The sequence below is a fragment of the Janthinobacterium sp. AD80 genome (genome assembly GCF_002878455.1).
Lineage (GTDB): Bacteria > Pseudomonadota > Gammaproteobacteria > Burkholderiales > Burkholderiaceae_D > Janthinobacterium.
This window is the reverse complement of sequence record NZ_NRDQ01000059.1, coordinates 55,091-68,206: the sequence shown is the minus strand read 5'-3', so window position 1 is coordinate 68,206 and position 13,116 is coordinate 55,091. Positions and strand designations below refer to the sequence as shown.

Genomic DNA, 13,116 nt, shown 5'->3' with positions numbered 1-13,116 from the left:
CGGGTGCCGGTTGCGCCTGGCGTGGCGCGGCAGCCGGTGCAGGCGTCGGTGCCGGCGCTGGCGCCTGGCGACCTACGTTTTGCGACTGGCGGCCAAACGAACGGCCACCACCCATGGGACGGGCCAGCGCCTCGCCCAGCATGGATACCGTGGTCGCGGCCAGCATCATGCCGACCATAAATTTCTTCAATTTCATTCCATCTCCTAAAAACACCAACGTTGATGCATTACATCTTGATACCGGTGTGCAAAGCGGCAATGCCTGCCGTCAGATTGTAGTACTGCACGCGCTCCAGGCCCGCCGTTTCCATCATGGTTTTCAGCGTTTCCTGGTCCGGATGCATGCGGATCGATTCTGCCAGGTAGCGATAGCTTTCCGCGTCGCCGGCGATCTTCTGTCCAAACCACGGCAAGACCGAGAACGAATACAGGTCGTACGGTTTTTGCAGGGGGGCCGCCACCTTGGAAAACTCCAGCACCAGCAGCTTGCCGCCCGGTTTCAGCACGCGGCGCATTTCCGCCAGCGCCACATCCTTGTGCGTCATGTTGCGCAGGCCAAAGGCCACGCTGACACGGTCAAAATAGTTATCCGGGAATGGCAGTTTCTCCGCATCACACAACAAGGTGGGGGTGAGCAAGCCGCGATTCAAGAGGCGGTCGCGGCCCACGCGCAACATCGATTCATTGATATCGGTCAGCCAGACTTCGCCAGTCGGGCCCGCCTGCTTGGCGAAAGCCTTCGACAGGTCGCCCGTGCCGCCGGCGATGTCGAGCACCTTGAAGCCGGGGCGCACGCCCGCATTGGCAATCGTAAACGTCTTCCACAGACGGTGCAGCCCGCCCGACATCAAGTCGTTCATCACGTCGTATTTGGCAGCGACGGAATGGAACACCTTGGCGACTTCGCGCACTTTGTCGTCTTCTGCAACTGTTTTGTATCCGAAATGGGTCGTATTGGTCATGGTAGGCAGTCTGTTTGAACTTGGGTGTATTATACAAGCGGCAGGCGCATTTCCCCCTGACGCCGGAGAAGGTATTGCCTTTCCACCGTATTCACCGCCAGGGGTGCCGCCTGCGCATAGGCCGCCAGCGCCCCGGCGCGGTCGCCCTGGCGGCGCAGCAAATCGGCGCGGGCCGCATGCAGATAATGCGAGTTGGCCAGGCCGGGCAGCGCTTCCAGGCGCGCCAGCCACGCCAGGCCATGTTGCGCGCCATGCGCCATGGCGCAGGCGATCACGGCGTTGAGCAGTATCAGCGGCTCCGGCTTGTACCGCAGCAAGGCGCCATACAGCAGGTGAATCTGGCGCCAGTCCGCCTCCCCGGCCGTGGCCGCCCTGGCGTGCAAGGCGGCAATTGCCGCTTGCAACTGGTATGGCCCCGGCGTCCGCGCGACCAGTGCCTGCTCCAGCACGGCCAGCCCTTCGGCGATCAGCTCGCCTTGCCAGCGGCTGCGGTCCTGCTCTTCCAGGGTCAGCAACTGGCCATCCGGCGACAGCCGCGCCGCGCCGCGCGAGGCTTGCAGCAACAGCAAGGCCAGCAGCCCCTGCACTTCCGGCTGGTGCGGCAGCAGGCTGTCGAGCAGCCGCGCCAGGCGCAAGGCTTCCGCGCACAGGTCGGCGCGCAGCAAGGCATCGCCTGCGCTGGCGCAATAGCCCTCGCTGAAGACCAGGTAAATCACCTGCTGCACCTGCGCCAGGCGCTGCAGCCACGCTTGCTGCTCTGGCAACGCAAACGGGATGCCAGCCTCGCTGATCTTGCGCTTGGCGCGCAGTACGCGCTGTGACAGGGCCGCTTCCGCCACGCCAAAGGCGCGCGCGATCTCGGCAGTGGACAAGCCGCACAGGGTGCGCAGGGCCAGCGCCACCTGGGCGTCGGGCGCCAGCGCGGGATGGCAGCAGATGAACAGCAGGCGCAAACGGTCATCCTCGATGGGCTGCGCATCCAGGGCAGGCTCGGCCGGCAAGCGGGACAGAATGGCATCAGCATCCGGCACGCTCTTGCCTGCGCGGCGCACGTGGTCGAGTGCCGCATGGCGCGCCACCGATGTCAGCCAGGCGGCGGGATTGGATGGAATACCCGTCTGCGGCCACAGCTCCAGTGCCTTGCGGCACGCTTCCTGCAGCACGTCTTCCGCCAGGCCCAGGTCGCCGAAACGCCGCATCAGCCCGGCCAGCACCCTGCCCCCTTCCTGGCGAAAGACGTGCTCGACGGTCGCAATGGCGTCGCCGGCCATGCTCAAGCCGTGACGGGCCGCACCTCGATGGTGCCCAGGTTAGCCGCCGGGCAACGTCCAGCCCAGGCCAGCGCCTCGTCGAGGTTGGCGCAGGCTAGCAGGTAATAGCCGCCCAGCTGCTCCTTGGTTTCCGCGAACGGTCCATCCGTGACGACGGGCTTGCCGTTTTGCATGCGCACGCAGGTGGCGCTGGCCACGGGAGCCAGCTCGGCGCCGCCGCGCAGCACGCCGGCCGCGTCCAGCGCCTGCGTGTAGCTGGCAAAGTCGGCCATCAGGCTGGCCATCTGCCCTTCCGCCATGCTTTCATAGCGGGATTCATCGGCGTAGATCAGGATCAGGTATTCCATAGTCTCTTCTCCAAAAGAAAAATGCCCGCAAGCGCGGGCATTCATACGACGAATGGGACAGCGGTTATCCGACAGACTACCGCATTATTTTTTCAGCTTAATGCTTGTGGCCGCAGCTAGGCCCATGCACGTGGCCGGAAGACTGCTTGACCGTCATGTCGGCCTTGGCATCGCGGCCGCTGTCGCCCGGGTAGCCGGCTGCCGTCAGCTGGTCCAGGTAGGCTTGCCACAGTTTGTCTTTTTCCGCGCCCAGCTTGTACAAATAGGCCCAGGTGTACAGGCCGGAATTGTGACCGTCGCTGAAGGTGGGCTGCACGGCATAGTTGCCGACCGGCTCGATGCCCGTGATGCCCACCAGGCGTTTGCCTAGCTGCAAGGTTTCCTGGCCCTTGCCATGGCCTTGCACTTCAGCCGACGGCGAATACACGCGCAGGTATTCGAATGGCAGCGCAAACTCGCTGCCATCGTCGAAGGCCACGTCGAGCACGCGCGACTGGTTGTGCACGGTCAAGCCGGTGGGTTGCGGGGTAGTTACTTTTTCAGTCATGACTCACTCTATGCGGATAAGCGTTGAATAATGGCGGCGCGCAAGGCCGGCAGCAGGGCGCGGCGCGCGGCCAGCACGGCGGGCGCCGTTTCGCGCAGCACCACGGCCCAGCTTGGGCTGGGGAAATGCGCATCGTCGCGGTAGCGGGGAATCACGTGCCAGTGTACGTGCGGCGTCATGTTGCCGAAACTGGCCACGTTGACCTTTTCCGGCTGCATCACTTCGCGCACGGCCAGCTCGACTTGCCACACGACTTCCATGACGTAGTTGCGCTCGCCTGGAGTCAAATCCGTCATTTCCTTGACGTGCTTGTTCCAGATCACGCGGCAAAAACCCGGATACGCTGGGTCATCGACGGCCACCACGGACAAGCGGTCGCTGCGCCACAGCAAGGTCTCCAGACCCTGCTGGCTGGCGTAACCGTCCAGCAAGCTGCACAGATCGCAAGGCGTGGACATCAGACGAGCACCCGTTCGATACCGCCGTCATTGGCGCGCTTTACGTAATCCGGCATCCAGTTCTCTCCCAGCAAGTGTTTGGCGATCTCGACAACGATGTAATCGGCCGTCGTGCCCGAATCGTCATTGTAGCGCGACAGGCCTTGCAGGCACGATGGGCAGCTGGTGAGGATTTTTACGTCGCCCGTAAAGCCGTCGCCGCGCAGCTTGTCGGCGCCCTTGACCATCTCTTCTTCCTTGCGGAAACGCACTTGCGTGGAAATGTCCGGGCGCGTGACGGCCAGGGAACCGGATTCGCCGCAGCAACGGTCATTCTTCTCGATCTTCACGTTATCTACCGTGCTGATCAGGGAATTGATGGTCTTGCCAGACTCCTGCAGCTTCATCGGATTGTGGCATGGCTCGTGGTACATATAGCGCGTGCCGTTGACGCCTTCCAGCTTGACGTTTTTCTCCAGCAGATACTCATGGATATCCATGATGCGGCAGCCAGGGAAAATCTTTTCAAACTGGTACGTTGCCAGCTGGTCGTAGCAGGTGCCGCACGACACGAGCACCGTCTTGATGTCCAGGTAATTGAGCGTATTGGCCATGCGGTGGAACAGGACGCGGTTGTCCGTCATCATCTTCTCGGCCTTGTCGAATTCGCCCGCACCGCGTTGCGGATAACCGCAGCACAGGTAGCCCGGCGGCAAGACCGTCTGCACGCCCACTTCCCACAGCATCGCTTGCGTGGCCAGGCCCACTTGCGAGAACAAACGCTCCGAACCGCAACCGGGGAAGTAGAACACGGCTTCCGTGTCGGCCGTCGTCGTCTTCGGATTGCGGATGATCGGAATCACCTTGTCGTCTTCGATGTCGAGCAGTGCGCGCGCCGATTTCTTCGGCAGGTTGCCCGGCATTTTCTTGTTGATGAAATGGATCACCTGCGCCTTGACGGGCGGCTTGCCTGTCGATGGCGGCGGAGCCTTGGTCTGCTTCTTGGCAAATTTCTTCAGCAAGTCGTGACCCAGGCGCTGGGCCTTGTAGCCCCAGCCGATCATGACCTGGCGCGTGGCGTTGATGGTCACGGGATCGGTGGCGTTGAGGAACATCATCGTTGCCTTGGTGCCCGGATTAAAGCTCTTCTTGTCCATCTTGCGCAGCAAGTTGCGCATGTTCATCGACACGTCGCCAAAGTCGATATTCACCGGGCAAGGCGTGACGCATTTATGGCACACGGTGCAATGGTCGGCCACGTCCTCGAACTCTTCCCAATGCTTGATGGAAATACCGCGGCGCGTCTGCTCTTCGTACAGGAAGGCTTCGATCAGGGACGAGGTCGCCAGGATTTTATCGCGTGGCGAATACAGCAAATTCGCGCGTGGCACGTGGGTCGAGCACACGGGCTTGCACTTGCCGCAACGCAAGCAATCCTTGACGCTGTCGGCGATGGCGCCGATATCGCTTTGCTGCATGATCAGGGACTCATGTCCCATCAGGCCGAACGATGGCGTGTAGGCATTGCGCAAGTCCGCGCCCATGCCCGGCAGGTTCAGCAATTTACCCTTGTTGAAGCGGCCTTCCGGATCGATGCGCTGCTTGTAGCTGCGGAAGTCGCCAATCTCTTCTTCCGTCAAAAATTCCAGCTTGGTGATGCCGATACCGTGCTCGCCGGAAATGACGCCATTCAGCGAACGGGCCAGAATCATGATGCGGCCCACGGCTTCGTGGGCGTCCTGCAGCATTTCGTAATTGTCCGAGTTGACGGGCAAGTTGGTGTGCACGTTGCCGTCGCCCGCATGCATGTGCAGGGCCACGAAAACGCGCGAACGCAGGATGCGCGCATGGATGGCCGTCGCCTCGTCAAGGATCAGCTTGAAGGCGGCGCCATTGAAGATCTGGCGCAGCTGGGCGCGGATTTCCTGCTTCCAGGTAATGCGCACCGTGCGGTCCTGCACCACGTCGAACAATGTCGCGTTCGGCTGCGTTTCCAGGCGCGCATCGAAGACGGGCAGCAAGCGCTCCATGCCCAGTTCGGCCAGTTCGTGCTTGGCGTCCGCCAGCGGACGGTCGAGCTGGGCCAGCAGATAGGTCCAGCGGGCCGTGACTTGCGCCAGCAGCTGTTGCGCCTGCTCGGCGCGGTCGCCCAGCATTTCCGCATCGTCAACCCGGTCGTCCGACGCATCGTCGCTCTTGCCGATAGGCAAATTACCCTTGGCAAAAAACTCGCTCAGGGCCTCGGCCAGCTGCAGCTTGTTCTTGATCGACAGCTCGATATTGATGCGTTCGATGCCGTCCGTGTATTCGCCCATGCGGTTGAGCGGGATCACCACGTCTTCGTTAATCTTGAACGCGTTCGTGTGCTTGGCGATCGCCGCCGTGCGGGCGCGGTCGAGCCAGAATTTCTTGCGCGCTTCCGGACTGACGGCCACAAAGCCTTCGCCCACGCGGGTGTTGGCGATGCGCACCACTTCCGACGCCGCTTGCGCGACGGCATTTTCATCGTCGCCGACGATATCGCCAAACAGGGCCATTTTCGGCAGCACGCCCCGCTTCGACTTGGTGGCATAGCCGACGGCGCGCAGGTAGCGCTCGTCCAGATGCTCGAGGCCCGCCAGGCGCAGGGTCGTGTATTGCTCGCCTTTCGCCGGCAAGCCATCGAGGTAATCCTTGATTTCCACGATCGATGGAATCGCGTCGCGTGCCTGGCCGAAGAATTCAAGGCAGACGGTACGGGCGAACTTCGGCATCTTGTGCAAAATCCAGCGCGCCGACGTGATCAGGCCGTCGCAGCCTTCTTTCTGGATGCCCGGCAGGCCGGCGAGGAATTTGTCGGTGACGTCCTTGCCCAGGCCTTCCTTGCGGAACTTGCGGCCAGGAATTTCCAGGATTTCCGTCTTGAACGGCGCGTTCGGCTTGGTCGCGTCGCGCGTGCTCGGGTGACGCCATTCCAGCTGGAAACGTGCCAGTGCGATATCGTGGATCTTGCCCAGGTTATGGTCGAGGCGCGTGACGTCGAGCCAGTCGCCGTTCGGGTCGACCATGCGCCACGAGGCCAGGTTGTCCAGCGCCGTGCCCCACAGCACGGCTTTCTTGCCGCCCGCGTTCATGGCCACGTTGCCGCCGATGCACGAGGCATGCGCCGAGGTCGGGTCGACGGCAAACACGAAACCGGCCTTTTCCGCCGCTTCCGAGACTTTATTCGTGATCACGCCGGCGCCCGAATTGATCGTCGCGTACTCGTGCGTGAGGCCCGGCAAGACCGTCATTTCCACGGCGCCCAGGGTGATGAGTTTTTCCGTGTTGATGACGGCCGACATCGGCGTCAATGGAATCGCGCCGCCCGTGTAGCCGGTACCGCCGCCGCGCGGGATGATGGTCAGCCCCAGCTCGATACAGCCTTTCACCAGGCCGGCCATTTCCTCTTCCGTGTCGGGCGTGAGCACGACGAACGGGTATTCCACGCGCCAGTCGGTGGCATCCGTCACGTGCGACACGCGCGTCATGCCGTCGAAGCGCACATTGTGTTTTTCCGTGTAGCGGCCCAGCACCTTGACCGTGCGCTTGCGCAAGTCGTAGGTCTTGCGGAATTCGTTGCCAAAGTCGGCCACGGCCTGGCTGGCAGCTTTTAACAGCAGTTCAACGTTATGGCTGCGCGCCTGCGCCACTTCCGGCGCTTCACCGGCAGCGAGCGCGTCGCCGCCGGCCGCATCGATGGACAGGCGGCGCTTGTCGACTTCGGCCAGGCGGTGATGCAAGGCATCGATCAAGCCCTGGCGGCGCTTTGGATTGTCGAGCAAGTCGTCCTGCAGGTACGGATTGCGGCGCACGACCCAGATGTCGCCCAGCACTTCGTACAGCATGCGGGCGGAACGACCCGTCTGACGGGCACCGCGCAGCTCGTCGAGCAGGCGCCAGGAGTCCTCTCCCAACAGGCGTATGACGATCTCGCGATCGGAAAACGACGTGTAGTTATACGGGATTTCGCGCAGGCGGCTTGCTGCGGGACCATTCGGCGTTTCTGCCAATAAAGCTTGGATATGTGCGGGAGCGTTCATGAGTGTGGTGACGATGTGGACTGGACCCTAAAGACCCATTTTATCTTATTGCGCCGCACCATGCGGGAACAGCCTTATGCCGCCCAAGGTTTAAGCGGGGTCAGCTCAACCATAGCAAATATGGCAAACGCACATTTTCCGTGAATAAAAAATCAGCTTGCTTGTCTTTTTCGCGAAAAAATGCCAAGAATCGGACTGACCTGCAAACTATCAGCCTGCCCAAAAATGGGGCAAATGCACGTTGCGGCGCGCACGATTTTGTCGCTGCTCAGCCCAGCATCTGGCCAATCCGGTGCCACACGCCATCGGGCACATACAGCAGCAAAGCCGTCATGGTCAGATAGCGCGCGCACTTGCCGATGGCCATGTAGGCAACGCTGGGCCAGAACGGCAGCTTGAGCCAGCCAGCCAGGGTGCACAGGGGGTCGCCCACGAGCGGCAGCCAGGCCAGCAGCATGGTCTTGGCGCCATAACGGGCCAGCCAGCGGAACCAGCGCGTGTCGCGTTCCTTGGCGAACGCCTGTTTGGCACGGTAGCCCATCCAGTAGTCGACGATACCGCCCAGGGTATTGCCCATAGTAGCGACGAAAATGGCGGCCCAGAACAGGGACGGGTTGGCCTTGATGACGGCAAACACGGCCGGCTCCGAGCCCAGCGGTAATAGGGTGGCGGAAATAAAGCTGATCAGAAAGACCGATGTCAGCCCGACTTCCGGCGCTGCGATCAGTTGCAGCAACCAGGCGATTGCAGATTCGATCATTGAACACTTCGCGATGCGGTAAGGCTCTCCATTATAATGAAGAGCAGCTTGGGCGCCGCACAAACCGCGCCTGCCGGCAAGGGCGCACCCGCCCGCAGTTCCACAGAGCATAATTATCGCCTGGCTATCCGCCGCGGCGCAGCCGAGATCGACCGACACGCCCCAGACCCTTTCTGGCCCAGAATCACTTGCTTGCAGACTATGAACATCGACTACCTCAAGAAAATCCTGACCGCCCGCGTCTATGACGTTGCTTCCGAAACGCCGCTGGAACTGGCCCCTGCCCTGTCGCAGCGCCTGAACAACCAGATTTACTTCAAGCGCGAAGACGTGCAAAGCGTGTTCAGCTTCAAGATTCGCGGCGCCTACAACAAGATGGCACAGCTCAGCGATGCGGAACGCAAGCGCGGCGTGATTTGCGCCTCGGCCGGCAACCATGCCCAGGGCGTGGCCCTGTCGGCCGCCCGCATGGGCTGCCGCGCCGTCATCGTCATGCCCACCACCACGCCGCCCGTCAAGATCGACGCCGTCAAGGCGCGCGGCGGCGTGCAGGTGGAAATCGTCCTGCACGGCGAGTCCTACACGGATGCCTACAACCATGCGCTGACCCTGGAAAAAGAACAGAAGCTGACCTTCGTGCACCCGTTCGACGATCCGGACGTGATCGCCGGCCAGGGCACGATCGGCATGGAAATCCTGCGCCAGCATTCCGGCCCCATCCACGCTATCTTCGTGGCCATCGGCGGCGGCGGCCTGATCGCCGGCGTAGCCGCCTACGTGAAACAGATACGCCCCGACATCAAGATCATCGGCGTGCAAACGGTCGACTCGGACGCCATGGCGCGCTCGCTGAAAGCGGGCGAACGGGTCACCTTGCCCGACGTGGGCCTGTTTTCCGACGGCACGGCCGTGCGCCTGGTGGGCGAGGAAACCTTCCGCCTGGCGCAGCAGTATGTGGATGAAGTCATCATCGTCGACACGGACGCCATCTGCGCCGCCATCAAGGATGTGTTTACGGATACCCGCTCCATCCTGGAGCCGGCCGGCGCACTGGCCATCGCCGGCGCCAAGGCCTATGTGGAACGGGCCAGCCTGAGCAAGCATCCTGTCATCAACCAGACTCTGGTGACGATTGCCTGCGGCGCCAACATGAATTTCGACCGTTTGCGCTTTGTCGCCGAGCGTGCCGAACTGGGCGAATTCCGCGAAGCCGTGTTCGCCGTCACCATGCGCGAACAGCGGGGCAGCTTCAAGCGCTTCTGCTCGCTCATCGGCGCACGCAACGTCACGGAATTCAACTACCGCATCAGCGATGAAAAAGCCGCGCACGTGTTTGTCGGCATTCAAATTGCCGACCGGCATGAGTCAAGCGTGCTGGCGAAAACGTTTGAGGAACACGAGTTCCGCACCCTGGACCTGACCCACGACGAGCTGGCCAAGTCGCACATCCGCCACCTGGTCGGTGGCAAGAGCCGGCTGGCGCAGGACGAACTGCTGTACCGCTTTGAATTCCCCGAACGCCCCGGTGCGCTGATGCGCTTCCTCGACAGCATGGCGCCGAACTGGAATATTTCACTGTGCCATTACCGCAGCCAGGGCGGCGACGTGGGCCGCATCCTGATCGGCCTGCAGGTACCGCCCGATGAAATGGGAGAATTCGCCCGCTTCCTCGATACACTCGGGTATCGTTACTGGGATGAAAGCAGCAATCCTGTGTACAAACTGTTCCTCGGTTAAATGGAATACACCTAACCAAACCTACTGCGCGTCGGTATAGGTAGCCTGCGATGCTCACCGTACTAAAGTACGGTTGCGCTTCTCGACCACCTCTCCCTTCCGCTCGCTACGGTTTTGTTAGGTGTTGAAATTGCTCGGACCAGACTGATTGCTTTGCGCCAGTGCTTACCGTCCGAGTAAATAGGCTACCATGCGTGCTTGACTGAATTCACGCCACACGACCATGACCACCACCAACGACCTCGCCGAACAATCCCCGCTTGGCAAAAGCTCCGCCTACCGCAGCGATTACGCGCCGGAACTGCTGTTCCCGATTCCCCGCCAGGGCAAGCGCGATGAGCTGGAAATGCGCGGCACCCTGCCCTTCTTCGGCCTCGACATCTGGAATGCCTACGAACTGTCGTGGCTGAACCAGCGCGGCAAGCCGCAGGTGGCCATCGCCAAGGTCAGCGCGCCGGCCGATTCGCCCAACATCATCGAATCGAAATCGTTCAAGCTGTACCTGAACTCCTTCAACCAGACCAAACTGGACAGCCCTGAAGCGCTGCTGGCCTTGCTCAAACAGGACTTGTCCAACGGTTTCGGCGCGCCCGTGCAGGTGGAACTGACCTTGCAGGAAGACTTCGGCAAGCTGAAAATGGGCGAGTTCGACGGAGTGCTGCTCGACCGCCTGGACCTGGAAATCACGCAATACACGCCTTCGCCCCTGCTGCTCAAGGCGGCCTTGGACGAAGCGCCCGTGGAAGAAAAACTCGTCTCGCACTTGCTGAAATCGAATTGCCTGGTGACGGGCCAGCCGGACTGGGGCAGCGTGCAGATCGAGTATGCGGGACCGCAGATCGACCAGGAAAGCCTGCTGCGCTACCTGATCGGTTTCCGTGAACACAATGAATTCCACGAGCAGTGCGTCGAGCGCATCTTTGTCGACATCTTGCGCCAGTGCAAGCCACAAAAACTGTCCGTGTATGCGCGCTATACGCGCCGTGGCGGCCTCGATATCAATCCCTGGCGCAGCAACTTCAGCACGGGCAGCATGCCGGGCAATCTGCGCAACGCGCGCCAGTAAGCGCCAGGGCAACAGCGGCCAGGGCAACAGCGGGCGGCGCGCTGAAAATGCCAACAGGAATGTTGACTGTGTTTTAAAACAACGTTGCCGTCATGCTTTACGGCATCATCAAAGCGCTGAAAAGTCGGAAAATCCGCATTCGGCGACGGAAAAAGCGGTGCGTCCCGCGTTTTTAATCAGGAAATAGCCGATATCCGCTGGTGTTATTTTTTTGTTAAAATGAAGGCAACAAGGGCCGTAGCGCCCACTGCGCCCGCAGCGGGCGTATACTGTTGAGAATTGGCGTTACAGGCCGTTGAAACAGGCCTATAATTCGGCTCGCAAGCCCTCTGCGCATTGCACCATTTCATTGAGTGTCATGACTAATCTTAGCAAAATACTATCCCTCGAAAACGTCCTCCTGGACCTGGAAGTCTCCAGCAAAAAGCGCGCTTTCGAGCAAGCCGGCCTGATCTTCGAAAACAATTACGGCATCGCCCGCTCCACCGTGTCGGACAATCTGTTTGCCCGCGAGCGCCTGGGTTCGACGGGTCTGGGCCATGGCGTGGCTGTGCCGCACGGCAGGGTCAAGGGCAGCAAGACCCTGAAAGCGCCGCTGGGCGCCTTCGTCCGTCTGGCCGAGCCGATTCCGTTCGAGTCGCCCGATGGCAAACCCGTCAATCTGCTGTTTTTCCTGCTGATTCCCGATCATGTCACCCAGCAACATCTGGAAATCCTCTCGGAAATCGCCGAAATGTTTTCCGATGACGCCTTCCGTACGGCGCTGGCCACGGATCCGGAACCGAAATCCGTGCATTCGCGCATCGTCAATTGGCAACCTAGTCTTCAAGCGGCGGGTTAAACTTCAGGTATTCCTCCACTCCTGAAGAAGACTGCCATGTTGCAAACGCCGCTGACGATACAACGCCTGTACGACGACAATCGTGAAAGTCTGCAACTGGGCTGGTTCGCCGGCTTCCCCGGCGGCGAGCGCCTGATCTCGGGCGACGTCTCGTCGGCCGCCGACCAGGTAGGCCACTTGAACCTCATCCATCCGGGCCGCATCCAGGTCTTTGGCCACCAGGAAATCAATTACTACCAGCGCCTGAAGGTCAATACGCGCACCCACGTGATCGGCGAGCTGATCGCCGGCGGCCCGCCCGCGCTGATCATCGCGCAAGGGCTGGAAACGCCGCCCGACATTCTCGCCATTTGCGACGAGCAAAACATTCCCCTGTTCTCCACGCCGCTGCCGGCCGCGCAAGTGATCGACTTCCTGCGCGTCTACCTGTCGAAAAAACTGGCGCAGCGCATCATCATGCACGGCGTCTTCATGGACGTGCTGGGCGTGGGCGTGCTGATCACGGGCGACTCGGGCCTGGGCAAAAGCGAGCTGGGGCTGGAGCTGATCTCGCGCAGCCACGGCCTGGTGGCCGATGACGCCGTCGAGTTCTCGCGCATCGCCCCCAACATGATCGAAGGACGCTGCCCGCCCCTGCTGCAAAACCTGCTGGAAGTGCGGGGACTGGGTTTGCTCGACATCAAGGCCATCTTTGGCGAAACGGCCGTGCGCCGCAAGATGCGCTTGAAACTGATCGTCCACCTGGTGCGCCGCAATGCGCTGGAAGAAGAAGTCGAGCGCCTGCCCTTCCTGTTCCCCACGGAAGACGTGCTCGGTTTGCCCGTGCGCAAGGTCGTCATCCCCGTCGCCGCCGGCCGCAACATCGCCGTGCTGCTGGAAGCGGCCGTACGCAACACCATCCTGCAACTGCGCGGCATCGATACCTTGCAGGAGTTCATGGAGCGGCAACGACTCGCCATGAGTGGCGATTAATGTTGCCAAGGAGTTCGCCCTTGCAAGGGCGAACCGTTACGCAGGCACGCAGCAGTGCTGCGTGAATTCCCTGCTGCACCAACGACTCGCCATGAGTGGCGATTAGCAATGTAGG

11 protein-coding genes and 1 pseudogene are annotated in these 13,116 nt (G+C 61.3%); 4 read left to right on the top strand and 8 right to left on the bottom strand.

Annotation, left to right across the window (positions count from 1 at the left end; translation table 11 throughout):
• The 8 genes and pseudogenes from JaAD80_RS12945 to JaAD80_RS12910 all read right to left on the bottom strand — a co-directional run.
• Positions 1 to 196: pseudogene (locus JaAD80_RS12945) on the bottom strand (hypothetical protein); the annotation flags it as partial.
• A 31-nt stretch (positions 197 to 227) separates the two neighbouring features.
• Positions 228 to 962, bottom strand: coding sequence for a bifunctional demethylmenaquinone methyltransferase/2-methoxy-6-polyprenyl-1,4-benzoquinol methylase UbiE (gene ubiE, locus JaAD80_RS12940; protein WP_034753359.1), 735 nt, complete (start codon positions 960 to 962; stop codon positions 228 to 230).
• Positions 963 to 991: 29 nt separating this feature from the next.
• The gene (locus JaAD80_RS12935) at positions 992 to 2,233 is read right to left on the bottom strand and encodes an RNA polymerase sigma factor (RefSeq protein ID WP_102294532.1); all 1,242 of its coding nucleotides are present in this window, start codon (positions 2,231 to 2,233) and stop codon (positions 992 to 994) included.
• Positions 2,234 to 2,235: 2 nt separating this feature from the next.
• A complete protein-coding gene (locus tag JaAD80_RS12930; protein WP_102294531.1) occupies positions 2,236 to 2,580 on the bottom strand; it encodes a YciI family protein in 345 nt (114 codons plus the stop codon).
• 97 nt (positions 2,581 to 2,677) lie between these two features.
• Positions 2,678 to 3,127, bottom strand: a complete 450-nt coding sequence (locus JaAD80_RS12925) for a gamma-butyrobetaine hydroxylase-like domain-containing protein (protein WP_102294529.1) — start codon at positions 3,125 to 3,127, stop codon at positions 2,678 to 2,680.
• A gap of 8 nt (positions 3,128 to 3,135) precedes the next feature.
• The gene (locus JaAD80_RS12920) at positions 3,136 to 3,585 is read right to left on the bottom strand and encodes an HIT family protein (RefSeq protein WP_102294528.1); all 450 of its coding nucleotides are present in this window, start codon (positions 3,583 to 3,585) and stop codon (positions 3,136 to 3,138) included.
• Positions 3,585 to 7,625 (bottom strand): FAD/FMN-binding oxidoreductase, encoded by a 4,041-nt coding sequence (locus tag JaAD80_RS12915; RefSeq protein ID WP_102294527.1) that lies wholly within the window; start codon positions 7,623 to 7,625, stop codon positions 3,585 to 3,587. Before JaAD80_RS12915 ends, JaAD80_RS12920 begins: the two co-directional genes overlap by 1 nt.
• Before the next feature lie 268 nt (positions 7,626 to 7,893).
• Positions 7,894 to 8,385, bottom strand: a complete 492-nt coding sequence (locus JaAD80_RS12910; RefSeq protein ID WP_102294525.1) for a YqaA family protein — start codon at positions 8,383 to 8,385, stop codon at positions 7,894 to 7,896.
• Positions 8,386 to 8,586: 201 nt separating this feature from the next.
• Between JaAD80_RS12910 and ilvA the strand changes: the two genes are divergently transcribed.
• The 4 genes from ilvA (at position 8,587) to hprK (ending at position 13,001) form a co-directional block, all read left to right on the top strand.
• On the top strand, positions 8,587 to 10,122 hold the full coding sequence (gene ilvA, locus JaAD80_RS12905; protein WP_102294524.1) for a threonine ammonia-lyase, biosynthetic: 1,536 nt from the start codon (positions 8,587 to 8,589) through the stop codon (positions 10,120 to 10,122).
• Between the two features lie 223 nt (positions 10,123 to 10,345).
• On the top strand, positions 10,346 to 11,188 hold the full coding sequence (gene queF / locus JaAD80_RS12900) for an NADPH-dependent 7-cyano-7-deazaguanine reductase QueF (protein ID WP_102294523.1): 843 nt from the start codon (positions 10,346 to 10,348) through the stop codon (positions 11,186 to 11,188).
• 358 nt (positions 11,189 to 11,546) lie between these two features.
• Positions 11,547 to 12,029, top strand: a complete 483-nt coding sequence (locus tag JaAD80_RS12895) for a PTS sugar transporter subunit IIA (protein ID WP_071079718.1) — start codon at positions 11,547 to 11,549, stop codon at positions 12,027 to 12,029.
• Between the two features lie 36 nt (positions 12,030 to 12,065).
• A complete protein-coding gene (gene hprK, locus JaAD80_RS12890; RefSeq protein WP_034753337.1) occupies positions 12,066 to 13,001 on the top strand; it encodes an HPr(Ser) kinase/phosphatase in 936 nt (311 codons plus the stop codon).
• Positions 13,002 to 13,116: the final 115 nt, after the last annotated feature.